Here is a 25,214-nt window from a genome sequence, read left to right as displayed (position 1 = left end):
ACGTGATCCTAGGAGCAGCCTTTCGTGTAGGGGAGTCCCGGATTCACGTAGGTCCGCCATTCCGCCTCGCTGAGCGAGCGGCCGGCGCGGGCGCAGACGGCGGCGGCGACCTTGGCGGGGGCGACCGGGTGCTCGTTCAGGTGGCCGTCGCGGTCCAGCGTCAGCAGGGTGGAGCCGTCGGCGCTGAAGGCCAGCGAGAGCACCTCGCGCACCTGGGGGTCCATGGCGCCGCCGGTGTCGCGCAGCGTCGCGAGCTCGGTGCCGCTGACCGGGTCGTACAGGCGGATCCTGCCGTCGGCGGTGGTCCAGGCCGCGATCACGTCCTCGCGGGGCGAGCGCGCGCTGATCGCGCCGACGCCGGTGGAGACCCCGCCCGTACGCCGCCAGGTGGCCAGGTCCCAGCCGGTCATGCGCTCACGGGAGTCGATCACGAACAGGGTGCCGCCGGCGCGGTCGAAGTGCAGGCCGACGACGGCGCTGTCCCTGCCGCTGCCGCCGAACGGCGGGCCCATCGGGTTGCCGGTGGCGACGTCCAGCACCGTCACCTGCCGCCCGCCCAGGGCCAGCCGCCGGCCGTCGGGGGAGAAGGTCGTGAGCGGCTGACCGTCGTGCCTGAACTGCCACAGCATCCGGCGGGTCCGCCAGTCCCAGACCTGAACCAGATAGTCATCTTTTCGCTTGAACCCCGGCGAGGTCATCGACAGGGCGAGCAGGGCGCCGTCCGGGCTGACGGAGACCAGGTCCGGCCCCAGCTTCGCGTCCGGGCTGAACGTGTGGACCGTGCCGTCCTCCACCACCGTCACCCGCCGTCTGCCCAGGTCGGTGCTGACCATCAGGCGGCCGTCCGGGCTGAAGTGGGCCGTCTCCAGCTCCAGCGCCCCGCCCTCGGACCTGCCGTCGGACACCCGCCGGATCCGTACGCCGTCGTCCAGGCCGCCGATCGCCATCCTGGCCCCGCCCGGCGCCAGCTGCCCCACCTCCACCGGGTTGACCGGCTCGCCGCGCAGGTCGGTGACGTCGAGCGAGAAGACCTGGTCGGCCTGCAGGTAGCGGAAGGTCGTGCCGTCGAAGCCGCCGGCCGGCCGCGACGCCTCCTCCGCCTCGCCCCTGACCGGCACCGAGGCGAGCAACTGGGTGTCGGACATCCGCCAGAACTGGACGCTCTCCTCCGCCACGGTGGCCACCAGCCGCCCGTCGCCGTCGAAGACCGGGGCGCCCTTGTTCCAGCCGCCCTGCGTGCCCGCGCCGTCGAGGTCGCCGAGCTCCTCCACCCGCCCGCGCCCGGTCAGCCGCACCCGATCAGGGTCGGGCACGCCGGTCTCCTCGGCCCGCCAGCGTCCGTCCTGGCTGAAGACCGTGCCGTCGCGCACCCGCGAGGGCCCGCTCGCACCCGTGCGCAGGTCCCACCGCAGGCCCGTGTCGGGGCCGACCACCACGGGCGTGTCCTCGGTGCGGAAGACCACGCCGGCCCATTCGTCGATCAGGTCGAACGGCTTGGCGAAGGCCAGGCTCCGCACCGGACGGCCCGAGCGCGCCTCCCACGCCTTCGCGCCCTTCGCCGTCACGACGACGAGCGTGCGCCCGGACGGCGACAGCTCCACCGCGCCCACCAGCTCACCCTTGAGCCCGAGCGCGCGCACCCCGCCCGCGCGCCGCCCCGTCCGCAGGTCCCACAGCCGGGCCTCGTCGTCGCCGACGCTCACCAGCCAGCGGCCGTTCGCGCTGATGGCCCGCATCGTGTCCGGGCTGGTCGCGGGATCACGGAACATGCCGGTCTCACGCTGGTTGGCGGAGACCGTCAGCTCCGCCCGCGTGCGCGGCGTCTGGTCCAGCTTCCACGCCGTCGCGCTGAACAGCGCCGCCAGCATCGGATCGGCGCGCCGCGTCGAGGCGGCGAGCGTGGCCAGCCGGTCCGCCTCCGACCTGCGTAACTGCCCGGCGATCTGCTCGGCCCGCTGGTCGGCCAGCCGCCCCTGGTAGATCGCCAGCCCTCCGGCCACCAGCGCGATCACCAGCAGCCCCGCCAGGCTCAGCGCGGCCAGCCGCGAGCGCCTGGCCCGGCTGCGCGACAGCCGCGCGGCCGCCTCCAGGAAGTCGCGCTCGGCCGTGGACAGCGTGATGTTCCTGCGCGCCGTGGCCGCCCACTGCAGGGCGTTCTCCAGGCTGCTGCCCTGGAACAGGTCGCCGTCCCTGCGTCCCGCCGCCTCCCACCGGCTCGCCGCGGCGAGGATCTCCCGGTGTACGGTCAGGCCGTCGCGGTTGGCCTCGATCCAGCGCCGGTAGCGCGGCCAGGCGTGGGGGAGCGCCGGGCGGGCCAGCGTCACCTCGTCGTCCGTCCTGGTCAGGAGGTAGCCGAAGACCTCCAGCAGGCGCTTGGCCGCGGCCGCCTCCGGCAGGGGGCGGCCGTCGAGGATCTCGGCCAGGGCGGCCCGCCGTACCGTAAGCTCGCCGCGCGCGCCGACCGTGACCAGCCGCAGGAACACCTCGGGAGCCAGCTCCCGCACGGCCGGATCGAGGAGGCCGTAGGTCTCCTCGGCGAGCGTGCCCAGAGCGGGGTCGTCGGCCTCGGCGCCCATCCGCGCCGCCTCGCGCCCGCCCGCGGCCAGCAGGCGCCCGGTGTCGAAGCCGCCCGGCCCGCCGCGGCTCAGGTGCGCGGCGTCCAGCCGGGTGTCACCGCTGACCAGCGCGAGCAGCAGCTCCCGGGCACTCGGCCGCTCGGACGGGTCCTTTCTCATCGCCGCCTCGGCCATCGGGCGCAGCGAACCGGGCAGCACGCCCAGGTCGGGCGTGGACGACAGCACGCGGTGCATGATGGCGCCCAGGCTGTCGGCCTCGTACGGATCGGCGCCGGTGGCGGCGAAGACGAGCACACCGGCCCACGCGAACACGTCGGCGGGCGCCCCCGCCCGCTGTCCGGTGAACACCTCGGGCGCCATGTAGGCGGGCGTCCCGGTCACCAGCCCCGTCGTCGTGAGCGACATCTCGGCGGTCCTGGCGATGCCGAAGTCGATCAGCCGGGGCCCGTCGGGCCCGAGCAGCACGTTGTCCGGCTTGAGGTCGCGGTGCACCACCCCGGCGTCGTGGATCGCGGTCAGCGCGGTGACGATCGCCGTGGCCAGCCGGTGCAGGTCCCCGCCCGCGAACCGGCGCCCGCCGGCGACCGCCGCCCGCAGGCTCGGCCCCTCGACGTACTCACTCACGATGTACGGCCGCGGCCCCTCCAGATCGGCCCCGACCACCTCGGCGATGCAGAAGGACGCCACCCGCTGGGCCGCCTCCGCCTCCCTGACCAGCTGGGCGGTCTGGTCGCCGTGCAGCACCTTGACCGCCACCCGGCGGCCGTCCTCGCCGTACCCCTCGTAGACGACGCCCTGCCCGCCCGCGCCCAGCCGCCCCGCCAGCCAGTACGAGCCGAGCCGCTGCGGGTCCCCGTCGATCAACTTCCCCATGGCCACTTGGATGCGTCTGATCTGGGGAAAGTTGCCGGTAAATTACGCAATATGCGGATCGATAGGCGGATCACTGTCATCGAACACGAGGCCGACGCGCCCCTCGGGTACTTCGCCGGCTGGCTCGGCCTGCCCTGTGACATCGTCCGCCCCTACCTCGGCGACCCGATCCCCGCCGAAGCCGCCGACGGCCTCATCGTGCTCGGCGGCGAGATGGCCGCCTGGGAGGACGAGGCCTACCCCTGGCTGCCCGCCACCCGCGACCTGATCCGCCGCTCGGTCGCCGCGCAGACCCCGGTGCTCGGCATCTGCCTGGGCGCCCAGCTCATGACGCTGGCCTGCGGCGGAACGGTCGAACGCGGCGCCGCCGGCCTGGAGATCGGCGCCTGCCGGGTGACCCTGCTCCCCGTCGCCGACCCCCTTCTGTCCGGCTCCGGCCTGGCGGGAACGGTCCCCGCCGCGCAGTTCCACCGCGACGCCATGACCACCCTGCCGGAGGGCGCGACGCTGCTCATGACCGGCGAGCGTTACCCCCACCAGGCCTACCGGCTGGGCGCGAGCGCGTGGGCGGTGCAGTTCCACCCCGAGGTCACCCCGGAGATCTTCGACCGCTGGATCGCCGCCTCCGGGCAGGACCAGAAACCGGCGACCGAGGTGAAGGCCGCCGACGCGGCCCTGGTCGCGACCTGGCGGCCCGTCGCCGAGGCCTTCGCCGCCGTCGTCAGAACCAGCGGTCGTTCTCCCGGCGCTTCCGCGGCCGGGTGAGCAGGTGGGCCAGCGCGTGGACCCCGCCCAGCACCACGGGAAAGTACAGCAGCCCCGCCGTGCTCCCGCGCACCGGAACCCCCTCGGCCTTCAACCGCCGCCACGCCCAGGCGGCGAACGGCAGCACCACCAGCGGTGAGGTCACCAGCCCCGGCGTGTAGCCGCGGGTGATCGCGGCCTGGGCCAGGTGCACCAGCCCGTGCAGCCCGAACCCGGCCAGCACCGACTGGAACAGCGGGCTGCGCCCGCCCGTGCGCGCCCCGTCGGCCGAGGCGAGCGCGATCACCCCGGCCATGAGCCCGATCGCCACGTTCACATGCTGTTGCGACATCTCCAGCCGCGCCCACGGCACCTGCGGGAACCGCTCCTCCAGCCGATCCCGGTTGTCGCGCACCCACCCGGCCATCGTCGCCAGCTCCTCGGCGTCGTGCACCGCCCACGCCGCCAGCAGCCCCCACGTCACGGTCTTCGGAACCCGCCCCATCATCACCCTCCCGATAAATGCAACGCACCGTTGCGTTTCACTTTAAGCGTTTCACGAGGCCACCTGTCAAGATGGGGAGGTGCCCAGGATCGAGTCCACCGCAGCCCGCCTGGCCAAGCTCGGCTTCGCCGACGGCGCCCGCGCGGCCCGCCTGGTCGCCGGTCTCACCGAGAACCCGTCCGCCGCGTCCGTCGTGGAGGAACTGCTCGACGACCTGGTGCGGGTGGCCGACCCCGACCTGGCGCTGACCTCGCTCACCCGGCTCGCCGAACGCGACCCCGCCGTCCTGGCCACCCTCCACGCCGACCGGCCGCTGCGCGAGCGCCTGTTCGCCGTCCTCGGGGTGAGTGCGGCGCTCGGGGAACACCTGGTGCGCCATCCCGGTCAGGTGGGGCTGCTGGCCGTACCGGAGCCGGGAGAAGCGCGCGCCGAGCTGCTGCGCGCGGTCGGCGCCGAGCCCGCCGCGACCGAGCCCCGCGCGAGCACGGCGACCGGCACCCTGGTGGCGCTGCGGGTCGCCTACCGCGGCCGCCTGCTCCACCTGGCCGCGCGCGACCTGACCGGGCAGGCCGCGCCGGCCGAGGTCACGGCGGAGCTGTCCGACCTGGCGGGCGCGGCGCTGGAGGCGGCGCTCGCGATCGCCCGCGCCGAGGCCCCGGGCGGCCTGGACACGGTACGGCTGGCCGTCATCGGCATGGGCAAGTGCGGCGCCCGCGAGCTCAACTACATCAGCGACGTCGACGTCATCTTCGTGGCCGAGCCGCGCGACGGCGCCGACGAGACCAAGGCGATGCGCACCGCCACCCGCCTGGCCCAGGCGATGATGCGCGCCTGCTCCGCCGCCACCTCGGAAGGCGCCCTGTGGGAGGTCGACGCGGGCCTGCGCCCGGAGGGCCGCTCGGGCCCGCTGGTACGCACGCTCGCCAGCCACCTGGCCTACTACCGCCGCTGGGCCAAGACGTGGGAGTTCCAGGCGCTGCTCAAGGCCCGCCCGGTCGCCGGCGACCTGGAGCTGGGCGCCTCCTACGTCGCCGCCGTGAACGACCTGGTCTGGTCGGCCGCCACCCGCGACAACTTCGTCGAGGACGTCCAGGCGATGCGCCGCCGCGTCGAGGAGCACGTGCGGGCGGAGGGCGAGCGGCAGATCAAGCTGGGGCCCGGCGGCCTGCGCGACATCGAGTTCGCGGTGCAACTGCTGCAGCTCGTCCACGGCCGCCTCGACCCGCTGCTGCGCCGCAAGGCCACGCTGCCCGCCCTGGCCGCGTTGTCCCGAGGCGGGTACGTCGGCCGCGAGGACGCCCGCCAGCTCGCCGAGGCCTACACGTTCCTGCGCCAGGTCGAGCACCTGCTGCAACTGCACCGGCTGCGCCGCACCCACGTCCTGCCGACCGCCGAGGAGGACCTGCGCCGCCTCGGCCGCGCGCTCGGCACGCAGGTGAACCCGGTGGGCGAGTTCACCGCGCGCTGGCGCCGCCACGCCATGGAGGCCAGGCGGCTGCACGAGAAGCTGTTCTACCGGCCGCTGCTGCAGGCGGTCGCCCGGCTGCCCGAGTCGGAGGCGCGCCTTTCCACCTCGGCCGCGGCGGCCAGGCTGGCGGCGCTCGGATACGTGGACCCCGCCGGCGCCCTGCGCCACATCGCCGCGCTGACCAGCGGAGTCTCCCGCCGCGCCGCCATCCAGCGCACGCTGCTGCCGGTGATGCTGGGCTGGTTCGCCGGCACCCCCGACCCCGACGCCGGCCTGCTGGGCTTCCGCCAGGTGAGCGACAAGCTGGGCTCGACGCCGTGGTACCTGCGGCTGCTGCGCGACGAGACCGCCGTGGCCGCGCGCATGGCCCGCGTGCTGGGCACCAGCCGCTACGCGACCGGCCTGCTCACCAACGCCCCCGACGCCGTCGCGCTGCTGGGCTCCGACGACGAGCTCGCCACCCGTCCCGCCGCCGCGCTGCTCGCCGAGGCCTCCGCGGCGGTCTCCCGGCACGACGACGCGGAAGCGGCCGTGGCCGCCGTGCGCGCGCTACGCCGCAAGGAGCTCTTCCGTACGGCCGTCGCCGACCTCTCCGGCCTGATCGACATCGAACAGGTGGGCGTGGCCCTGTCGGAGCTCAACGACGTCACCATCCAGGCGGCGCTCGACGCGGCCGTGGCCAAGGTCACCCTGGAACGCCGGACCCCGCTGCCGACCCGCTTCGCGGTGATCGCGATGGGCCGGCTGGGCGGCATGGAGTGCTCGTACGCCAGCGACGCCGACGTCATGTTCGTCCACTCGCCCCCTGCGGGCGCGGCGGAGCGGGAGGCGTCGGAGGCCGCGTTCGCGGTGGCCAACGAGCTGCGCCGGCTGCTGGCGCTGCCCGCGCAGGATCCGCCCCTGCTGATCGACCCCGACCTGCGGCCGGAGGGCAGGCAGGGCCCGCTGGTGCGTACGCTCGCCTCCTACGCCGCCTACTACGCCCGGTGGTCCTCGCCCTGGGAGTCGCAGGCGCTGCTGCGCGCCCGCTTCTCGGCGGGGGACGCCGTCCTGGGGGCGGAGTTCACCGCGGCGGCCGACGGCCTGCGCTACCCGGAGGGCGGCATCGGCGAGGACGCGGTCAGGGAGATCCGCCGGCTCAAGGCCAGGATGGAGTCCGAGCGCCTGCCCCGCGGCGCCGACCCGGCCCTGCACACCAAGCTGGGCCGCGGCGGCCTGTCCGACGTGGAGTGGGTGGCCCAGTTGCTCCAGCTCCAGCATGCCCACGAGCACCCGTCCCTGCGTACCACCCAGACGTTGCGCACGCTGCGCGCGGCGGTGGAGGAGGGCCTGCTCGACGCGGCCGACGAGGCGGTGCTGGGCGAGGCGTGGCGGGCCGCCTCCCGCATCCGCGACGCCATCATGCTCGTCAAGGGCCGTCCGGGCGACAGCCTCCCGGCCGGAGCACCGGAACGCCGCCTCATCGCCCGCACCCTCGGCTACCCGCCGGACGGCTCCGAGGACCTCCTGGACGACTACCGCCGGGTCACCCGCCGCGCCCGCCAGGTGGTCGAACGCGTCTTCTACGGCTCCTGAGCCGGGATGACGTTTGTCAGGCGGGATCGATGACGGCGGAGTCTGCACCCGCCCCTGGGGAAGGAGGCACACTCAAGGCATGACGCTGAGCATCGCCGAGGAGTTCGTACTCCTCGCACACGGGGACGAGGACGGCAAGCCGCTGGTCAAGGAGGAGCGGGTCAAGCTCATTCTCGTCGCGGCGCTGATGTCGGAGCTCGCGCTCAGGGAGCGGATCGAGCTCGACGAGGACGGCGGCGTCCTGCTGCTGGACGGCACGCCCACCGGCGACGCCGCGCTGGACGCGATGCTGGCCGGAATCGGCGAGGTCGAGACCACTCTCCTGCCGCGTACGTGGTTCGCCAGGCTGCACGCCGAGCAGGACCCGGCCCCGATCCTGGAGAGCCTGGCCCGGACCGGCGCGCTGCGGGCCGACCGGCGCCGGAGCTTCGGCATCTTCACCAGCACCCGCTACCCGCAGGGCGACCCGGCCGTCGAGCAGGAGGTACGGGCGCGGATCCAGGCGGGGCTCGACGGCGCGGAGGTCACCCCCCGCACCGCCGCGGTGCTGGCCCTGGTGTACGCCGCGCGCCTGCTGCCCCAGCTGTTCCCCGGCGCCGACACCGCGCGGGCCGACGAGCTCGTCGCCGGCGACTGGGTCGGCCAGGAACTGCTCGCCTACTACGGCACCAAGGGCGACCTGGCCACGACGGCGTTGAACTCGATCCTCGGGGACGGCGCGATCTAGGGACGACTCAGCCGGTACAGGACGGTACGGCGCAGCGGGCTGCCCTCGGGGACGTTCGGGTGGTCGAAGTCGTCGGCCGGGTCGCGGGTCATGCCCAGGCGCTCCATGACGGCGCGCGAGCGGACGTTGCGCACCGCGGTCATCGAGACGATCTCCTTCAGGTTCAGCTCGGCGAAGCCGCGGGCCAGCGCCGCCCCGGCCGCCTCGGTGGCGTACCCGTGGCCCCACGAGGACCTGGTCAGCCGCCAGCCGATCTCGACGGCCGGGGTGAAATGGGCGGGGAAGTCCCAGTAGATCAGCCCGGTGAAGCCGACGAACTCCCCGCTCTCCCGCACCTCAAGGGCCCACAGCCCATAGCCGTCGCGCTCGAAGCCCCGCTCCATGCGGTCGATCATCATGTCGCTCTGCGCACGCGTCAGCCGGGCCGGGAAGTGCTCCATCACCTCCGGGTCGGCGTTCATGGCGGCGAACGGCTCGCGGTCCTCCTCGCGCCAGCGGCGCATGATCAGTCGCTCGGTGTCCATCCTGTCAACGATAGGACGAAAGCCCCGCCTCCACAGCCTCCCGCTCCTCGTGCAGGAGCCCGTGCACGGCCTCCTGGAGGGCGAAGGTCGCGGCATAGACGCGCGCCCGTTCCGCGAGATCGGGAAACCGTACGGCCAGCCGCCGCGCGACCGGCTCCGGCGAGGAGACCGACAGCGCCGCGAAGTCGACCGCCGGATCGCCGGGCCCCGCCTCGTCCCAGTCGAGGACGCCGCTCACCCGGCCGTTCTCGATCAGGACGTTGGCTCCGCCCAGGTCGCCGTGGACGAACCCGGTCGGGGCACTCGCGGCGGTCTCGGCGGCGGCGGTGACCTCGGCCAGCGCCCTGCGGCCCGCCTCGGGGGACAGCAAGGGGACGACGCGGTGCCGTACCTCGGTGGCGAGGGTCTGCCACTCCGCGCGCCAGGACGTGGCGCCGTCGTGCGGGACGGCGGCCAGGCTTTTCAGGAGCGCGGCCAGCGCGTCCGGCTCCACGGGCGTCAGCGCCGACAGCGGCGCACCCGGCAGCAGGCGGGTCACCAGGCACCCGGCGCGCACGGACACCACCTCGGGGGCGGGCAGGCCGTGCGCGCGCACCAGGCGCACCCGCTCGGCGAGCGGCTCCACCGGGGCGCCGTAGCGGGGGAAACGCCAGGCCAGCCCGGCGTCGTCGTCGAGCACCACGTCGGCGTGCTCACCGCGCACCAGACGCAGGCCGCCGGGGGCGCGGCCCATCGCGCGGGCGTAGTCCTCGATCACGATCGTCCTCACTGCCGGGAGTGAGGACGATCTTATCGGCGGCCCTTGAGCCCGGTGACGCGGCGGAACAGGTCCCACCAGAACGGCGCCCCGAACAGCAGCGCCACGTAGGTCAGCAGGTAGCCGGGCCAGTGGCTGAGCGTGGTGAGGCGCTCCCACCACACGCCGCCGTTCCAGTGGACGCTGGGGTCGCCGTCGGCCGGGATGGTGATGCTCATGATCGCGTTGTCGAAGATCTTGACCAGCGCGGGCGAGCTGAGGGTCTCGGTGAGGCAGTCGGTCAGCTGGATGTTCTCGGTGCACTTGGCCTTGAGCTCGTTGACGGTGGCCGGGTCGCCGGCGGCCACCGCCGCCACGCCGGCGCGCAGCGCGTTGTCGCGCAGCAGCGTCTTGGCGTACTCCAGGCCGTCCATGCTGAACAGCAGCGTCACCACCAGCCCGAGCGCGGCCATGACCCACTTCACGTAGCGCTTGTACAGCATCGACAGGCGCTGCATCTCGCCGTCGAACCAGGTCTCGACGCCCTGCCTGAAGCGGTCGAGGTCGCGCTGGGCGCCCTCCCAGACGCCCATGAGGTGGCCGTACAGCGGGCTCTTCATCGCCTTGAGCTTGGCCAGCCAGCCTTCGACGCCGTTGGGGTCGGTGGCCGCCAGTTCCATCAGCGCCACGGCGAAGCGGGCGGGCGGGATGTTGGAGATGCTGGTCTTGCCGGTCTTGGGGTGGTCGATCTCGCGGACGCGCTCGTACAGCAGCTTCGTCATCGCGTCGTCGCCCGCCGACTCGTGGGCCGGCATCGTCGACTCCACCGGCGCCGGCTGGTCGCTGTGCTTGGGCCGCGGGTCACGCAGGAACGGCAGCGCCGTGAAGACGTCACGGATCTTGGCCGGCAGCCACGCCCTGCCTTGGGAGGAGCCGTCCAGGGTGTCACGCAGGTAGGCCCACAGAAACTTGCTGCGGATGGCCAGCAGCCGCACGATGCCCTCGTTGATGCCGCTGACCAGCAACGACAGCAGCAGGAACGACAGGATCAGCCCGATCGCGAGATCAACGTAAAGAGACAGCAAAATGGATCACCCCGCGCCTTGATACACCCCGGCGCGTCCGGCACGCAATGCGATCGGCGGATCACGCCCGCGACGGACCCCCGAAATGCGCATACTGGGCTATGACCCAGGACGCGGCGGGCGACCGGGCCGTGGCCGCCGGCTCTGTCGGCGAGCGCGCCATCGTCATCCCAGGCGATCACAACACCGTCCAGGTGGGGGTGCCTCCGGCTGCCGCCGGACGGCTCGTCGTGGGGAACATCCCCCAGCTCCCGGCCTCCTTCCAGGAGCGTCCCTGCATCATGTCCGGGCTGCGCGGCGAGGATCGGGTGAGCGTGGTCCGCTCGGTGAGCGGGGCGCCGGGCGTCGGCAAGACCACGATGGCCGCCGCGTACGCCCGCGAATGCCAGGCCGCCTCGTTCGCCGTCGTCGCCTGGGTCCACGCCGAGACCCACGAGCAGATCGTCGCCGGGCTCGGCCGCCTCGCCGACCGGGCGGGGCTGCGCGGCGCCGGCGACTCCACGGCCGAGGCCGCCGAGAAGGCCCGCGACTGGCTGGCCGCCGCCCGCGAGCCGTGCCTCCTGGTCTTCGACAACGCGGCCAGCGTACGCGAGCTGCGCCGCTGGGTGCCCGCGACCGGCAACGTGCGGACGGTGATCACCACCAGGGACCGGGCGTTCGACCGGCTGGGCGCGCGGGTGCCCGTGGACGTGTTCACCGAGGCCGAGGCGGTGGCGTTCCTGGAGCGGGCCACCGGCCTGGACGACCCCGCCGGCGCCGCCGCCCTGGCCGGCGAACTGGGCCACCTGGCGCTCGCCCTGGCGCAGGCCGCGGCCCTGATCGAGGATCGCGGCTCCACCTACGCCGCCTACCTGGCCACGCTGCGCCGCGTACCGCTGGCCAGGAGCCTGCGCAGCTTCGACAGCGACGCCTATCCCGACAGCGTCGTGCGGGCCGTGACCCTCGCGGTGGAGGCGGCGGAGGCCGAGATCGACGGCGCGGCCGACCTCCTCAACGTCCTGTCCGTGCTGTCCCCGGACGGCGTCCCGCGCTGCCTGCTCTACCCGGCGATCGACGACGACGCCCTGGACCGGCTGGCCGCCCTCGTGCGCAGGTCGCTGCTGACCTGGAGCCAGGACCGCCTGTCCGTGGTGATGCACCGGGTGACGCAGCGCGTGCTCAGGGAACGCCACCCCGGCGCCACGGGCCGCTCCCTCGACCACGCCGCCGAACTCCTCCAGGCCTACCGCCCGCCGGACACCTGGGTGAACCGCGACAAATGGGAGTCATTCGCGGCCCAGACAGAGGCGGTCTACGCACATGTGGGCGAGCGCGCGGCGCCCGTGCTGGCCGCCCTGAGGCAGATGGGCGTGGGCTACCGCGCCCGCCACTCCAGCAACGCCGACGCCGTGACCCTCTTCGAGCAGTGCCTGGCCGACTACGAACGCGTCCTCGGCCCCGACCATGAGATCACCCTGAACACCAGGGCCGACCTGGCCTTCTCCTACAGTCACCTACGCCAGCCGGAACGGGCGGTGGAGCTCTACGAACGCACCATCGCCGACCACATCCGCGTCCAGGGCCCCGACCATCCCGGCACCCTCAAGTGCTACGCGGGCCTGGCCGACGTCTACAGCCTGAACCACGACCCGGCCGACGCGGTGCCGTTGCAGGAGCGGGCGGTGGCAGAACACATCCGGGTCCTGGGCCCCGGCCACCGCACCACGCTGGCCCGGCGCGGCCTGCTGGCCCTGACCGTCAGCCACGCCGGCCGGCACGAAGAGGCGATCTCCCTCATGGAGTCGGCCTGCGCGGACTGCCTCCAGGCACTGGGCGAGAACGACTCCGACACGCTGATGGCCCAGCGGGGGCTGGCGATGGTGGTGGGCAACTCCAGAGACGACGACCGCGCGACCCGGCTGTATCGCGCCTGCTTGGCCGGATACGAGCGCGTACTCGGCGCCGACAACGTCTTCACCCTGCAGACCAAGCTGGTGTTCGCCGACTTCCTGGCCGTGACCGGCTCCCCGGCCGCCGCCCGCGCCCTGTACGCGGACCTGCTGGAAACCGGCGAACGTGTCCTCGGCCCCGGCCACGTGGTGACCGAACAGGCCCGAGCCAACCTGTCCACTCTCGCTCAGCGGCCCGATCCGGCCGGGCCCTGAACAGGCGAACGGCCCGGCACCGTGGTCGATGCCGGGCCGTGGCCGCCGCCTACACGTCGTAGTACAGCTCGAACTCGTGGGGGTGGGGCCGCAGGCGGATCGGGTCGACCTCGTTCTCGCGCTTGTAGGCGATCCACGTCTCGATCAGGTCGGGCGTGAAGACGCCGCCCTCCAGGAGGTAGTCGTGGTCGGCTTCCAGGGCGTTCAGGACGTCGGTCAAGGAGCCCGGGACCTGCGGGATGTTGCGGGCCTCCTCGGGCGGCAGCTCGTAGAGGTCCTTGTCCACCGGCTCCGGCGGCTCGATCTTGTTGCGGATGCCGTCGATGCCGGCCATCAGCATGGCGGCGAAGGCGAAGTACGGGTTGCACGACGGGTCGGGCACCCGGAACTCGATGCGCTTGGCCTTCGGGTTGGAGCCGGTGATCGGGATGCGGACGCACGCCGAGCGGTTGCGCTGGCTGTAGACCAGGTTGACCGGGGCCTCGTAGCCGGGCACAAGGCGGTGGTAGGAGTTCACCGTCGGGTTGGTGAAGGCCAGCAGCGAGGGGGCGTGCTTCAGCAGGCCGCCGATGTAGTAGCGGGCGGTGTCGGACAGGCCGGCGTAGCCCACCTCGTCGTAGAAGAGCGGGGAGCCGTCCTTCCACAGCGACTGGTGGCAGTGCATGCCGGAGCCGTTGTCACCGAAGATCGGCTTGGGCATGAAGGTGACCGTGTGGCCGTACTCCAGGGCGGTGCTCTTGATGATGTACTTGTAGAGCATCAGGTTGTCGGCGGTCTTGAGCAGCGTGCCGAACCTGAAGTCGATCTCGGCCTGGCCCGCGGTGCCGACCTCGTGGTGCTGCATCTCGACGTCGATGCCGCACTCGATGAGATTGCGGACCATCTCCGAGCGCAGGTCGGTGAAGTGGTCCATGGGCGGGACGGGGAAGTAGCCGCCCTTGTAGCGCGGCTTGTAGCCCAGGTTGCCGCCCTCGGTGGACTTGCCGGTGTTCCAGGCGCCCTCGATGGAGTCGATGTAGTAGTAGCCGGCGTTCGCGCTCGTCTCGAAGCGGACGTCGTCGAAGATGTAGAACTCCGCCTCGGGGCCGAAGAAGACGGTGTCGGCGATGCCCGTGCCCTTGAGATATTCCTCCGCCTTGCGGGCGACGTTGCGCGGGTCGCGGCTGTAGGCCTCGCCGGTCAGCGGGTCGTGCACGAAGAAGTTGATGTTGAGCGTCTTGTGCTGGCGGAACGGGTCCACGACCGCGCTCGTCGGGTCGGGCAGGAGCAGCATGTCCGACTCGTGGATGGCCTGGAACCCGCGGATCGACGAGCCGTCGAACATGAGGCCGTCGGTGAAGACGCTGGCGCCGAAGTTCTCGACCGGGAAGGTGAAATGGTGCGTCGTCCCCGGCAGGTCGGTGAACCTGACATCGACGAACTGCACCCCTTCGTCCCGGATGAACTTCAGGACGTCGTCGGCGGAGTTGAACACTCTCGAACCTCCCTGGGGACGGGTATCAGCCCGACGTTAGGGGGAGGCGATTTCCGCGCCGTGTCTCGCTTGTTTCGCCGGTGTTAAGGGGGCCTCACTTGGCCGACGAAGCCGTGCATCCGTCGCCCTGGGGCTGATGCAGGTCATAGGGGTCGCTTGGCGCGCCGGTGCCGCGTACCTGGCCCGGGTCGGAGGCGGGGAACTGCGGGTGGATGTAGTCGTCGGTGTCGCAACGCACCGGGGTGGCGGCGGCGCCCAGGCTCTCGACCCACACGCGGACCTTGCCCGCCGACCCGAAGATGTCGAACGAGCCCCGCGCGTGCGTCACCAGCCGGACCACCTGGTCGGGGCGTCCCGGTGGCTGGACGGCGTAGACGACCAGGTAGGTGATCTTCACGCGGGCGCCCTCGCGGTAGCGGGAGAGCGTGGCCTCACCGCGGACCTTGATGACGTCGGTGGCCAGCTCGGTGGTGCCGGGCGCGAAGCTGTTGACCCAGGCACGGGTGACCTTCCTACGCTGCTCGGCGTCGGCCAGGGCGGCGAAGGCCCTGGGCTCGCCGCCCATGAGCGTCGCGGGGTCGAGGTAGGCGGCGGTCAGCAGGTCACGCACCCGAGCCAGCCCCTTGCCCACCTCCTTGGCCGACAGCCCGCCGATCGCCTTGGGCGCGGGCAGCTCGAAACCCGCCGCTCCCGCGGCGTATCCGGCGGCGGGCGAGCCCTCGAAGGGGTCGGCGGGCGCGGGCGGCTCCGGCGTGCTCGTGGGCGGCGGCTGGGTCCGCCGTACGGCGGGCTCGGGCGTCAGCAGTTCGGGACGGAAGGCCAGCACGCTCGCCGCGGCGACCAGCACGGCCAGGACCAGGACGACGGCCAGCGCCCACCGCCGCCCGCGTGTGGACGGCCGCCGGGAAGAGGGCGGCGCGGCCTGGCGCGCGGCCTTGGCGGCGGCCTCGCGCATCCTGCGCTGTTCGCCCTCCCCGATCTGGGACACCAGCTCGTGGAAGCGTGCGTCGAGGTCGTCCATGAGGAGACATCATGCGTGCGGAAACGCCCAGGCAGAAGCGCGATTGGGTCACAATCGCGACCGGCGCCCCCGCCGGATACCGTGGTGGGCATGAGTGAGAAGCAGCCGCGCTGGACGCAGACCTGGCTCGGCGGCGTGCGCGCCGCCGGGGTCGACCTCGGGTACCCGGGTCAGCGGCTGGGACTGCCGGAACGGGGCAGCGGGTCGGTGGCCGGGTGGGGGCGGCGGATCGGGGCGCTGGTCATCGACTGGATGATCTGCACCTGGGCGATCGCGCAGCTCATCCTGGGCATCAGCCCCACCGCCTCGCCGTGGGCGCCGGTGCTCATCTTCGCCCTGCAGTACCTGCTGCTGGTGGCCTTCCTGGGCCAGACGTTCGGGCACCGGCTGATGAAGATCAAGGTCGTCGCCATGGACGGCGGCATCCCGCGGCTGCTGCCGGTGTTCGTGCGGACCGTGCTGCTGTGCCTGGCCGTGCCCGCGGTGATCTACGACCGCGACAACCGCGGCATGCACGACCGCGCGTCCAACACGATCACCGTCACCATGTAGCTCAGAAGTAGTCCGCGGGCCAGTGGGCCGCGCCCGGCGCCCGCACGACCGGGTCCGGGTCGGCCAGCAGCGCGCGGGCCATCCCCGTCCGGTCGCTGTCCCGCCGCACACTCTCCAGCAGGTACGGTACCGCCGGATCGTCCCACGCGAGCCGCGCCCGCGCCCGCCGGATCCCCCGGCGCAGGGCCTCCCCGGCCAGCGCGGGCAGCAGCGTCTCCAGGTCCCCGGCGACCTCGAGGATCTCCAGCTCGCCGGCGTGCCAGCGCACGGCCGCGTAGGCGTCGTGGGTGCGGAGCAGCTCGCCGTACCAGAGGGGCACCCTGACCCGCCAGTGCGCCGGGTCGCGGACGGTGGTCAGCGGACGGCGGCGGTTGTGCGCCGCGTGCAGGGCGGCCAGCTCCCCGGGAACGGCGGCCCGCAGCGGCGCGCACACCCCGCCGGGCACGGCCAGCGGCCCGCTGACCAGCGGCAGCTCGAAGGAGCGCCAGCCGGAGTAGACGGCGGGAGTGCCGGTGAACAGCAACGACCACGCGCAGCCGTCGGCGGCCATCGCCGTCACCGCGGCCGCCAGCAGGCGCCGGACGTGGCCCTGCCCGCGGGCGTCGGGGCGGGTGGCGACGTTGGCGACGCCGCCCACGCGGAGCACCCCGCCGCGGCCGTCGCGGATCGGGCGCGGCAGGTAGTACACACTGGCCAGCAGGCCGCCTGGGCCGGGCACGACGAAGGTGCGCTCGTGGCGGCCGGGATCGCTCTCGTACAACGGCACGATGTGCGGGGCGTCGAAGCAGGCCGCCCACAGCGCGTAGAGCGCGTCGCGGTCGCCGCGGCGGGCCGTCCTGACCGGCCCATCCACCCGTCCGGCCATCAGCCCTTGATCCCCGACATCGTGACGCCTTCGGTGAAGTAGCGCTGCCCGACCAGGTACGCGGCGAAGATCGGCACGAACGCCACCGTCGCCCCGGCCAGCACCACGCTGAGCGGCACGTTCTCCTGGTGCAGCGAGGCGATGCCGACCGTCAGCGTCCGCATGTCCGCGCTGCCGCCCACGATCAACGGCCACAGCAGGTCGTTCCAGTGCCACAGGAAGACGAAGACCCCGAGCGTGGCCAGGATCGGCTTGCACAGGGGCAGCACGATCCTGGTGAAGATCCGCCACTCGGAGGCGCCGTCGAGCCGCGCCGCCTCGAACAGCTCGTCCGGCAGGCCCATGATGAACTGCCGCATCAGGAACACCGCCTGCGCGTTGGCGAGCGTGGGCAGGATCAGCCCCCAGTAGGTGTCCACGCCGCCGAGCTGCGCGATGAGGACGAAGGTCGGGATCAGCGTGACGTGGTAGGGCACCATCACCATCGCCAGGAACGACCAGAACATGGGCTCGCGCCCGGGGAAGCGCTTCTTGGCGAAGGCGTACCCGGCCAGCGAGGCCAGCAGCAGCACGGCCACGACGCTGACCACGGAGTAGACGAGCGTGTTGAACGTCCACTTCAGCAGGTCGCGCCCGCCGAGCACCTCGCCGTAGGCGCTGAAGTCGACCGGCCAGGGCAGCATGCTCTGCGGGAAGGTGACCGCCGCCCCCGGCTTCAGCGACAGCACGACCATCGCGTAGAAGGGGAAGAGCGTCACCGGCGTCGCGATCGCCAGCAGGACGATCCTGGCGATCCTCCCGCCGCGTGTCGGCTCCAGGGCCTTGTAGGACGGACGTTTCGAGCGTACGGCGGGCGGCCGCGTGGCCAGCAAGGTCACTTGCTCCTCCCGATGATCAGGCGCTGGATGAGCGCCACCACGAGGGTCATGACGAACAGGGCGACGCCGATCGCGCTGGCGTAGCCGAACTCGAAGTTCTTGAACCCCTGCTCGTACAGGGCCATCACGAGCGTGAAGCTGCCGTGGGCGGGTCCGCCGCCGGTCATCACGTAGACGAGGTCGAAGACCTGGAACGAGGTCGTCGTCTCGATGACGGCCACGAAGAACAGCGCCGGGCGCAGCTGGGGCAGGACGATGTGGCGGAAGCGCTGCCAGGTCGAGGCTCCGTCGGACAACGCCGCCTCCTCCAGTTCGCGGGGGAGATCCTGCAGGCGGGCCAGGACGATGAGCATGCCGTACCCGAATCTCGACCAGACCGAGACGATCACCAGCGCGGGCAGGACCAGCGTCGGCGAGGCCAGCCAGGACAGGCCCGTCAGCTTGGTGATCGGGCCCTCGGAGGAGAACAGCCAGGTGAAGACGGTTCCGGCGAGCACGAGGCTGGTGACGACCGGCAGGAAGAAGACCGAGCGGAAGAAGCGCGCGCCGCGGAAGGATCGGCGCACGAGCAGCGCCATGCCGACCGAGGCGGCCATGGAGACGGGCACGTAGAGCACGGTGTAGATCAGCGTGACCTGCAGCGAGTCCCAGAACACGGGGTCGCCGGCCATGCGGCGGAAGTTGTCCAGGCCGGTGAACGCCGGGCTCTCGCCGATGCCGAACTCGAAGAAGCCGAGCAGCACTCCGGCGATCGACGGGCCGAAGCGGAAGGCCAGGAAGAGCAGGAGGCACGGCAGGACGAACAGCAGTCCGGTCCGCGCCTCCCAGCGCAGCGTGAACCTCATCGGCCCAGCAGGGCGTCGGCGGCCTTGGTCGCGTCGGCCAGCGCCTGCTCGGGCGTCTTCTTGCCGATGAGCGCGGCCTGGATCTCCGGCGCGAGCACGCCCATGACGTCACGGGCCTTGTCGTGCAGCGGCCCGGCCGTGGTCAGGTCGAGCGTCTTCTCCACCCCGGACTGGACCGGGTCGGCGGCGTACAGGGCGCCGGTCGTGGTGCGCGGCGAGAAGAAGCCCGAGGCCAGGTTGAACGCCTTGCTCGGCTCGGCCCCGGTGGCGAAGGCGATCCACTTGCCCGCCGCCTCCTTGTTCTTGCTCGCCTTGAGCATGCTCAGCGAGCCGACCGTGCCGTATGCGACCTGCTTGGCGCCGGTCAGCGGCGGCACCACCTTGATGTTCTCCTTGCCCCAGAACGACTCGACGTCGGCGGGCAGTTGCTGCCAGGTGCAGGCCACCTTGTTCTGGGCGGTGCGCGTCTGCTCGAACTTGGGCAGCCCCGTCAGCAGGTCCTTCTCCACGAAGCCGCCGTCGGCGAGCTGCTTGAGGAAGGTCAGCGCCTTGACGCCCTCGGGGCCGCCGAACGCGCTGGCCTTGCCGTCGGCGGTGAAGACGTCGCCGCCGGCCTGCCACAGCAGCGGGTAGAACGACTGGTTGAGCGTCGCGGCCGGGTCGGCCCAGTAGTTGGTGACGTCCACGCCCTTGGCCTTGAACTGCGGGGCCAGGCGCAGCACGTCCTCCCACGTCTTGGGGAAGTCCTTGATCCCGGCGGCGTCGAAGGCCTTCTGGTTGCACACCAGCGGGTTGGCCGACATGAGGACGGGCGCGCCCATGGCCTTGCCGTCGACGGTGACCGCCTGGAGGGCGTTGGGCCGGTAGCCGGCCTTGTCGGCGAGGTAGGCGTCGACCGGCTCCAGCGTCTTCACGTACTTGGGGAGCTGGTCGGGGATGAGGTAGACCACGTCGGGCGCCTTGTTGCCGGCGATCGCCGTGGACAGCGCCTCGTCCCGCTTGGCCCACGGGTAGATCTCCACCTTGACGTCCACGTCCGGGTTGGCCGACTCGAAGGCCTTGATCTGCCCGTCCCAGAACGCCTGGTGCTTGGCCTGGTCGGCGATGATGGGGTAGATCCACATGGTCACGGTCTGCTTGCCGTCGCCGCCGGACCCGCCGCAGGCGGCGAGCGTTCCGACGGCGAGCAGCGCGGCTGCCAGTGCGCGAGGTCGCATGATCGTTCCTCTTCTATGATTCGGGCACGGTGACGACCGTGCCGGTGTGACGGGCCCGCTCGGCGGCGAAGACCGCGAGGTGGCTGTGGAGCGACTCGGTGTGGTCCGAGCGCACGAACGAGCGGTCGCCGGTGGCCAGCGCGCTCACGAAGGCGTCCATGACGCCGGCGTCGCCGCCGCCGTGGCCGTCGCCGGCGTTCGACCCGCTGCTCACGCCTTCCCACCTGGTGGTACGGCTGTCGCGGAAGTCGAGGACCTCCACCGACTCGCCGTCGCCGATCAGCCGCCCGTGGGTGCCGAAGATCTTCGTCTGCCGGTGGGTCTGCTCGGTGAAGGCGGTCATCGTGAACGTGGCCGTGGCCCCGCCGGTCAGCTCCATGGCCAGCACCTGGTGGTCGACCACGTCGTTGTCGCTCGCGTAGACGCACCTGCCGTACGGGCCGGTGCGCAGCGCGTCCATGACCTCGGCCTCGGTGCCGCCGAGCACGCTGGTCGGCCAGTCGTAGCCGCGGTTCAGGTAGAGCTTGGGCGCGGAGTAGGGGCAGGCCGGCTCGATCGGGCAGTCGAGGCAGCGGTCGGCGGCCCCGGCCGGGCGCCGGTCCGGCCGGAAGTGGCCGAGCGAGCCGAAGCTGGAGACCCGCCTGATCCGGCGGCCGGTGACGTAGGTGAGCCAGTCGAGGTCGTGCGAGGACTTGGCGAGCAGCATCGGGCTGGCCAGCCGTTCGCTGCGCCAGGGGCCGCGCACGTAGGAGTGGGCGTGGTGCCACCAGCCGACCGGCTCCAGGTGCTCGACGCTCATGATCTCGCCGATCACCCCGCTGCCGGTGACCCGCTTCACCAGTTCGGTGTAGGGCGTGTAGCGCAGCACGTGGCAGACCGCGAACAGCACCCCCGACTCGGACACGGCCCGCACGATGCGCCGGCACTCCTCCTCGGTGGGGGCCAGCGGCTTCTCCATGAGCAGCGCGTAGCTGGCGCCCGCCAGCGCGATGGCGGGCTCGACGTGCATGCGATCCTGCGTGGACAGGATGACCGCGTCGGCCACCCTGTCCGCGAGCAGGTCCCGCCAGTCGCCGAACTCCCTGACGCCGGGGCTCCGGGCGCCGACCGCGCGGCGCCTGGCCGGGTCGGGGTCGGCGACCGCGACGAGCTCGGCCCGGTCGGGATGGGCGGCGATCCAGGAGGCGTAGGTCTGCCCCCTGTTGCCCGCTCCCGCGATGGCCAGCGTGACTTTCCGCACCTAAATCACCAGATTTCCGGAAGTGAGAACCTTCGGGCCGTCCGGCGGCAGCTCCCTGGTCACCGCCTCCTCGACGTTGCCCGTGTGCTGGACCAGCTCGAACTGCTTGATAGTGAGCCTGCCGCCGCTGAACTGGCAGCCGGTCGCGGTGTAGCGGTTGCGCCCCGCCTCCAGCAGGACGTGCGCTCCGGTGGTACGGCTGCGCATGCCGTACAGCTCCCAGGACACGAGGCCGGCCGGGTCCGCGCGGGAGAGCAGCGCGCCGCCCCCGCCCTCGCCCCCGCCCGAGATGTCCGTGCCGCCGTCGAGTCGCAGGCGCTGGTCGGCCTTGCCGGCGGCGCGCAGGCCGAGGCCGTTGAGCGTGCAGCCGGTCAGCGTCGCCGAGCCGGAGAAGGTCAGCGGCGCGGCGTTCTGGGCGGCGTTGAAGACGACGTGGGTGAAGACCGCCTGCGCGCCGTTGAACGTGTTGCCGTCCAGGCCGTGCAGGACCGAGCGGCTGATGTGCACCGGGCCGGTGACGTTGGCCTGGACGATCTCGCTCTTGGCGGGCAGCGTGAACGTGCAGCCCTCGATGAGGTTGGGGCGGCCCGACAGCTTCGACTGCTGCGAGACGATCAGCGTGTGACTGGCCGAGCAGCCGCGCATCTGCACGCCGTCGGCGTTGACCCAGATCATGCCCGAGCCGTTGAGCGAGGGCTTGCCGATGACCTGGACGTCCTCCAGCGTCAGATCGGTGATCTTCACCCGGGCCACGAACCACGAGCAGACGTGCTTGCGCACGGTGATGCGCTTGGCCGCCGAGCCCCAGGCGGCACCGGAGTTGGCGAAGGTCATCAGGCCGGAGTTGCCGGTGTAGGTGAGGTCGTGCTCGTACTGGCCGTGGGTGACGAAGGGGCCCTGGTCGTCGCCGTCGCCGTGGCAGTTCTCGACGTAGCAGTACGCGCTGGCGGTGAAGTCGTTGAGATGGCGGGAGTTGGCCACGTGGCAGTCGGCGACGTGGCCGTACAGGCAGTAGATCTGCTGGGTGAGGTAGCCGGCGCCGCCCCACGTGACGCTGGCCGGGTTCTTCAGCGTGCAGCGGTCGGTACGGAAGTGCGTGGCCCAGCGGCGCATGATCACCGGCCAGAACGTGCCTTCGGCGTGGATCGACTCGACGTCGCAGTGGACGGCGTACTCGTAGGCGAGGGGGTGGGAGCCGGTGTACTGGTCGCCGGGCACGACGCCGCGGAAGCGCAGGTTGCGGACGTGGACCCGGGCGACCGGCTCGACCAGCGTCCAGGTGACGCTCCGGCCGGCCTTCAGCTCCCAGCCGTTCTTGTAGTTGACCCGGATCTGCGTGGGGCTGACGATCTGCGTGACCTCGACGAGCTTCTGCAGTTCCTTCTCCCAGCGGCCGGCGCCCTGGTCGACCTCGGCCGCCCACCACTGGCCGACCTTGAACCGGCCGGAGTCGCCGACCTCGAAGACGTCCGACAGGTCGGGCATGACCTGGGTGAGCTTGTGGGTGACCTTGGTCTCGGTGACCTTGCCGCGGAACAAGAGCACGGCGGCGAAGGGGTCGTCGGCGCCGGCCTTCTCGATGCCGTCGGTGGTCATCAGGTGGCCGCCGAAGTCGAGCACCAGGCCGGAGCGGGAGAAGGTGTGGCGCTTGGTGAAGTTCAGGTCGGTGTGGGCTTCGATCCGGCTGACGTTCGGGTCGTTGACCATGGCGTCGAGTGCGGCGTCTGCGGGGGTTTTGGCGTCGAAGATGCCAAATTTCCGGAAATCTAGGCATCCGTCGTGAATCTGGAGCCAGCGGCCCTTCGCGGCGGTGCCCAGGACGGTGCCGCCGTTGGCCGTGGCGGTGGAGTTCGCGTCCCAGCGCGCCAGCATGCCGCCGCCGTCGCCGGGGGAGCGGTAGCCGGCGACCTGGGCCAGGGTGCCGTCCGTCAGCTTCGCCGCCTCGTGGGCGAGCAGTTCGGCGACGGTGGCGACCGCGCGTACCTCCTCCTTGGGCTTCTTGCCCGGATCGGCCAGCGCGGGCTGGGCGAGCAGAAGGGTGCCGGCGGCGGCCAGGCCGGAGGCGCGCAGGATGTCACGACGTTCCATGGGTGGTTCCTTGCTGGGAGTGGGGGTGATCGGCTCAGAGCGTGACGGTGTGGCTGACCAGCACGCGCGGGCCCGACGGCGGTAACCGGCGCTCGACGCCGTCCTCGGCGCAGCCGGTGTGCAGGACCTCGGCGGCCCCGGTCAGGGTGAGCGTGCCGCCGGTGAAGGCGCAGCCGGTGGCCCGGTAGCGGTTCTCGCCGCCGGTCAGCTCCAGATGGGAGCGCTCGGCGCGGCTGCGCACGCCGGCCAGTTCCCAGGTGACGGCGCCGGGGCCGTCCGCCCTGGTCAGCGGGGAGCCGTCCAGCTCCACGCCCTCCAGCCTGAGCACCTGGTCGCGGACGGCGGTGAGCTGGATGGGCGTGTTCTTCACCCGGCCGCCCCTGACCGTGACGCTCGCCGAGCCCAGCAGGAGGGGGCCGGCGCCGTCCAGGACGCAGTCCGTGAACGTGAGCGGGCCGGCGCCGCGCAGGGTCGCGCCGTCGAGGCCGGTGAAGACGCAGTCCTTGAAGTGCACCGCGTTCGTGACCGGCGTCTGCACGACCACCTGGCCCTTGGGCAGTTCGAAGGAGCAGCCCTCGATCACGTTGGGCCGGGTGGAGCGGCTGGAGCGCTGGCCGATCGCGAACGTCTTCGCCGAGCAGCCACGCATCTGGACGCCGTCGGCGTTCACCTGGAGCGTTCCCGCCGGGTCGAACGTCGAGCGGGGGATGACCTTGACGTCCTCCAGCGTCAGATCCGTGATCTTGGTTCCGGCCACGAACCAGGAGCACAGGTGCTTCCTGACCGTGATCCGCTTGGCGCTGGTGCCCCACGGGGCGCCGCTGTTGGCCAGGTCCATGAGGCCGGAGTTGCCGGTGAAGACCAGGTCGTGCTCGTACTGGCCGTGGGTGGTGAAGGGGTTGCCGCCCTCGTCGTCGCCGTCGCCGTGGCAGTTCTCGACCGTGCAGTACGCGCTGGCGGTGAAGTCGTTGAGGTGGCGGACGTTGGAGGTGGTGCAGTCGGCCACGTGGCTGTAGAGGCAGTAGATCTGTTGGGTGAGGTAGCCGGCGCCGCCGTACATGACCGTGGGCGGGTTCTTGAGCCCGCACCGCTCGGTACGGAAGAACGTGCACCAGCGGCGCATGATCACCGGCCAGAACGAGCCCACGGCGTGCACGTCGGCGACGTCACAGTGGACCGCGTACTCGTAGGCCAGCGGGTGGGAGCCGGTGTACTGGTCGCCGCCGGGGACGCCGGTGAAGCGGAGGCCGCTCACCTGGACGCGTTCGACCGGTATTACGCGCGTCCAGGTGAGCGACCGGCCGGGAGCGAGCTCCCAGCCGTTCTTGTAGTTCACGCGGACGTGGGAGCCGTCCACGACCTGCGTGATCTGTACCAGGCGCTGGAGCTCACGCTCGTACGTCCCGGACAGGGCGTCCACCTCGACCGCCCACCACTGGCCGATCGCGAAGCCGGCCGAGTCGCCCACCTCGAAGACGTCGGACAGATCGGGCAGGACAGTGGTGAGCTTGTGGACGTGGGTGGTCTTCGTGCGCCCGCCCTGGAAGAACAGGACGGCGCCGAAGGGGTTGTCATGGGAGTTCTTCTCGATGCCCTCGGTGGTCATCAGGTGGCCGCCGAAGTCGAGCACGAGGTCCGAGCGGCGGAAGGTGTGCCGCTTGGTGAAGTTCAGGTCGGTGTGGGCTTCGATCCGGCTGACGTGCGGGTCGTTGACCATGGCATCGAGTGCGGCGTCTGCGGGGGTTTTGGCGTCGAAGATGCCAAATTTCCGGAAATCTAGGCATCCGTCGTGAATCTGGAGCCAGCGGCCCTTTCTGGCCGTGCCCAGGACGGTGCCGCCGTTCGCCTTGACGGTTGAGCGCGCGTCCCATCGGACGAGCATGCCGCCGCCGTCGCCCGCGGCGCGGTAGCCGGCGACACGGAGCACCGTGCCGTCGGCGAGCTTGGAAGCGTCGAGCGTGAGAAGGCGCGCGACGCTGGCCACCTGTTTCATGGTTCTGGCCTCAAAGGGGGTGGAAGGCCGGGCGACACGCATTGAGGCGTGCAGGCGGCGGTGCTGCTGGCCGTACTTCCCGGC

19 protein-coding genes are annotated in these 25,214 nt (G+C 72.0%); 5 read left to right on the top strand and 14 right to left on the bottom strand.

Going from position 1 to position 25,214, the window contains the following annotated elements; translation table 11 throughout:
* Positions 1-8: 8 nt before the first annotated feature.
* A complete protein-coding gene (locus ACFWY5_RS10480; RefSeq protein WP_379631253.1) occupies positions 9-3,449 on the bottom strand; it encodes a protein kinase in 3,441 nt (1,146 codons plus the stop codon).
* Positions 3,450-3,500: 51 nt separating this feature from the next.
* Between ACFWY5_RS10480 and ACFWY5_RS10475 the strand changes: the two genes are divergently transcribed.
* Positions 3,501-4,214, top strand: coding sequence for a type 1 glutamine amidotransferase (locus tag ACFWY5_RS10475; protein ID WP_379631251.1), 714 nt, complete (start codon positions 3,501-3,503; stop codon positions 4,212-4,214).
* Here the strand turns inward: ACFWY5_RS10475 and ACFWY5_RS10470 are convergent.
* Positions 4,171-4,701 (bottom strand): HXXEE domain-containing protein, encoded by a 531-nt coding sequence (locus tag ACFWY5_RS10470; RefSeq protein WP_379631249.1) that lies wholly within the window; start codon positions 4,699-4,701, stop codon positions 4,171-4,173. The two genes, ACFWY5_RS10475 and ACFWY5_RS10470, sit on opposite strands and share 44 nt — an antisense overlap.
* Positions 4,702-4,777: 76 nt before the next feature.
* Here ACFWY5_RS10470 and ACFWY5_RS10465 point away from each other — a divergent pair, with 76 nt between their 5' ends.
* Together ACFWY5_RS10465 and ACFWY5_RS10460 are read left to right on the top strand one after the other, a co-directional pair.
* Positions 4,778-7,741: a bifunctional [glutamine synthetase] adenylyltransferase/[glutamine synthetase]-adenylyl-L-tyrosine phosphorylase gene (locus ACFWY5_RS10465; protein WP_379631247.1), complete on the top strand. Its 2,964-nt coding sequence runs from the start codon at positions 4,778-4,780 to the stop codon at positions 7,739-7,741.
* A gap of 79 nt (positions 7,742-7,820) precedes the next feature.
* Positions 7,821-8,468 (top strand): GPP34 family phosphoprotein, encoded by a 648-nt coding sequence (locus ACFWY5_RS10460; RefSeq protein ID WP_379611530.1) that lies wholly within the window; start codon positions 7,821-7,823, stop codon positions 8,466-8,468.
* On the opposite strand, the gene ACFWY5_RS10455 is transcribed toward ACFWY5_RS10460, so the two are convergent.
* Genes ACFWY5_RS10455 through ACFWY5_RS10445 form a run of 3 tightly spaced genes read right to left on the bottom strand, consistent with a single transcriptional unit; the run spans position 8,465 to position 10,813 of the window.
* Positions 8,465-8,992, bottom strand: a complete 528-nt coding sequence (locus tag ACFWY5_RS10455) for a GNAT family N-acetyltransferase (RefSeq protein ID WP_379611532.1) — start codon at positions 8,990-8,992, stop codon at positions 8,465-8,467. The two genes, ACFWY5_RS10460 and ACFWY5_RS10455, sit on opposite strands and share 4 nt — an antisense overlap.
* Before the next feature lie 4 nt (positions 8,993-8,996).
* Positions 8,997-9,761 (bottom strand): aminoglycoside phosphotransferase family protein, encoded by a 765-nt coding sequence (locus tag ACFWY5_RS10450; RefSeq protein WP_379631245.1) that lies wholly within the window; start codon positions 9,759-9,761, stop codon positions 8,997-8,999.
* A 20-nt stretch (positions 9,762-9,781) separates the two neighbouring features.
* Positions 9,782-10,813, bottom strand: coding sequence for a hypothetical protein (locus tag ACFWY5_RS10445; RefSeq protein WP_379611534.1), 1,032 nt, complete (start codon positions 10,811-10,813; stop codon positions 9,782-9,784).
* Between the two features lie 101 nt (positions 10,814-10,914).
* On the opposite strand from ACFWY5_RS10445, the gene ACFWY5_RS10440 reads away from it, so the two are divergent.
* On the top strand, positions 10,915-12,957 hold the full coding sequence (locus ACFWY5_RS10440) for a tetratricopeptide repeat protein (protein ID WP_379631243.1): 2,043 nt from the start codon (positions 10,915-10,917) through the stop codon (positions 12,955-12,957).
* 49 nt (positions 12,958-13,006) lie between these two features.
* Here ACFWY5_RS10440 and glnA read toward each other — a convergent pair whose 3' ends face one another.
* Together glnA and ACFWY5_RS10430 are read right to left on the bottom strand one after the other, a co-directional pair.
* On the bottom strand, positions 13,007-14,431 hold the full coding sequence (gene glnA / locus ACFWY5_RS10435) for a type I glutamate--ammonia ligase (RefSeq protein ID WP_184970754.1): 1,425 nt from the start codon (positions 14,429-14,431) through the stop codon (positions 13,007-13,009).
* 94 nt (positions 14,432-14,525) lie between these two features.
* Positions 14,526-15,452 carry a hypothetical protein gene (locus ACFWY5_RS10430; RefSeq protein WP_379631241.1) on the bottom strand — a complete coding sequence of 309 codons (927 nt, stop codon included), beginning with the start codon at positions 15,450-15,452 and terminating at the stop codon, positions 14,526-14,528.
* Between the two features lie 90 nt (positions 15,453-15,542).
* On the opposite strand from ACFWY5_RS10430, the gene ACFWY5_RS10425 reads away from it, so the two are divergent.
* The gene (locus tag ACFWY5_RS10425; protein WP_379611538.1) at positions 15,543-16,004 is read left to right on the top strand and encodes an RDD family protein; all 462 of its coding nucleotides are present in this window, start codon (positions 15,543-15,545) and stop codon (positions 16,002-16,004) included.
* Position 16,005: 1 nt separating this feature from the next.
* Here ACFWY5_RS10425 and ACFWY5_RS10420 read toward each other — a convergent pair whose 3' ends face one another.
* The 7 genes from ACFWY5_RS10420 to ACFWY5_RS10390 are packed head-to-tail and all read right to left on the bottom strand — an operon-like array spanning position 16,006 to position 25,121.
* Positions 16,006-16,869: a GNAT family N-acetyltransferase gene (locus ACFWY5_RS10420; protein WP_379631239.1), complete on the bottom strand. Its 864-nt coding sequence runs from the start codon at positions 16,867-16,869 to the stop codon at positions 16,006-16,008.
* Positions 16,869-17,747, bottom strand: coding sequence for a carbohydrate ABC transporter permease (locus tag ACFWY5_RS10415; RefSeq protein WP_379631237.1), 879 nt, complete (start codon positions 17,745-17,747; stop codon positions 16,869-16,871). The genes ACFWY5_RS10420 and ACFWY5_RS10415 overlap by 1 nt, the downstream gene beginning before the upstream one ends.
* Positions 17,744-18,592 carry a carbohydrate ABC transporter permease gene (locus ACFWY5_RS10410; protein WP_379611541.1) on the bottom strand — a complete coding sequence of 283 codons (849 nt, stop codon included), beginning with the start codon at positions 18,590-18,592 and terminating at the stop codon, positions 17,744-17,746. Before ACFWY5_RS10410 ends, ACFWY5_RS10415 begins: the two co-directional genes overlap by 4 nt.
* Positions 18,589-19,809, bottom strand: coding sequence for an ABC transporter substrate-binding protein (locus ACFWY5_RS10405; RefSeq protein WP_379631235.1), 1,221 nt, complete (start codon positions 19,807-19,809; stop codon positions 18,589-18,591). Before ACFWY5_RS10405 ends, ACFWY5_RS10410 begins: the two co-directional genes overlap by 4 nt.
* Before the next feature lie 13 nt (positions 19,810-19,822).
* Entirely contained in the window at positions 19,823-21,049 is a 1,227-nt protein-coding gene (locus ACFWY5_RS10400) for a Gfo/Idh/MocA family protein (protein ID WP_379631233.1), read from the bottom strand.
* Positions 21,050-23,137, bottom strand: a complete 2,088-nt coding sequence (locus ACFWY5_RS10395) for a hypothetical protein (protein ID WP_379631231.1) — start codon at positions 23,135-23,137, stop codon at positions 21,050-21,052.
* A gap of 34 nt (positions 23,138-23,171) precedes the next feature.
* Positions 23,172-25,121 (bottom strand): hypothetical protein, encoded by a 1,950-nt coding sequence (locus ACFWY5_RS10390; protein WP_379631229.1) that lies wholly within the window; start codon positions 25,119-25,121, stop codon positions 23,172-23,174.
* Between the last annotated feature and the right edge of the window lie 93 nt (positions 25,122-25,214).

The sequence above is a fragment of the Nonomuraea sp. NPDC059007 genome, from assembly GCF_042740555.1.
In the GTDB taxonomy this organism is placed as follows: domain Bacteria; phylum Actinomycetota; class Actinomycetes; order Streptosporangiales; family Streptosporangiaceae; genus Nonomuraea.
Note: the sequence above shows the minus strand (reverse complement) of the source record. Positions and strands in the feature narration are given on the sequence as shown.

Bases quoted from the DNA above. Each gene is read 5' to 3' on its own strand.
- ACFWY5_RS10395 (WP_379631231.1), bottom strand. From the start codon at position 23,137: ATGGAACGTCGTGACATCCTGCGCGCCTCCGGCCTGGCCGCCGCCGGC.
- ACFWY5_RS10420 (WP_379631239.1), bottom strand. From the start codon at position 16,869: ATGGCCGGACGGGTGGATGGGCCGGTCAGGACGGCCCGCCGCGGCGAC.
- ACFWY5_RS10410 (WP_379611541.1), bottom strand. From the start codon at position 18,592: ATGAGGTTCACGCTGCGCTGGGAGGCGCGGACCGGACTGCTGTTCGTC.
- ACFWY5_RS10480 (WP_379631253.1), bottom strand. From the start codon at position 3,449: ATGGGGAAGTTGATCGACGGGGACCCGCAGCGGCTCGGCTCGTACTGG.
- ACFWY5_RS10440 (WP_379631243.1), top strand. From the start codon at position 10,915: ATGACCCAGGACGCGGCGGGCGACCGGGCCGTGGCCGCCGGCTCTGTC.
- ACFWY5_RS10455 (WP_379611532.1), bottom strand. From the start codon at position 8,992: ATGGACACCGAGCGACTGATCATGCGCCGCTGGCGCGAGGAGGACCGC.
- ACFWY5_RS10430 (WP_379631241.1), bottom strand. From the start codon at position 15,452: ATGGACGACCTCGACGCACGCTTCCACGAGCTGGTGTCCCAGATCGGG.
- ACFWY5_RS10460 (WP_379611530.1), top strand. From the start codon at position 7,821: ATGACGCTGAGCATCGCCGAGGAGTTCGTACTCCTCGCACACGGGGAC.
- ACFWY5_RS10425 (WP_379611538.1), top strand. From the start codon at position 15,543: ATGAGTGAGAAGCAGCCGCGCTGGACGCAGACCTGGCTCGGCGGCGTG.
- ACFWY5_RS10405 (WP_379631235.1), bottom strand. From the start codon at position 19,809: ATGCGACCTCGCGCACTGGCAGCCGCGCTGCTCGCCGTCGGAACGCTC.
- ACFWY5_RS10475 (WP_379631251.1), top strand. From the start codon at position 3,501: ATGCGGATCGATAGGCGGATCACTGTCATCGAACACGAGGCCGACGCG.
- ACFWY5_RS10470 (WP_379631249.1), bottom strand. From the start codon at position 4,701: ATGATGGGGCGGGTTCCGAAGACCGTGACGTGGGGGCTGCTGGCGGCG.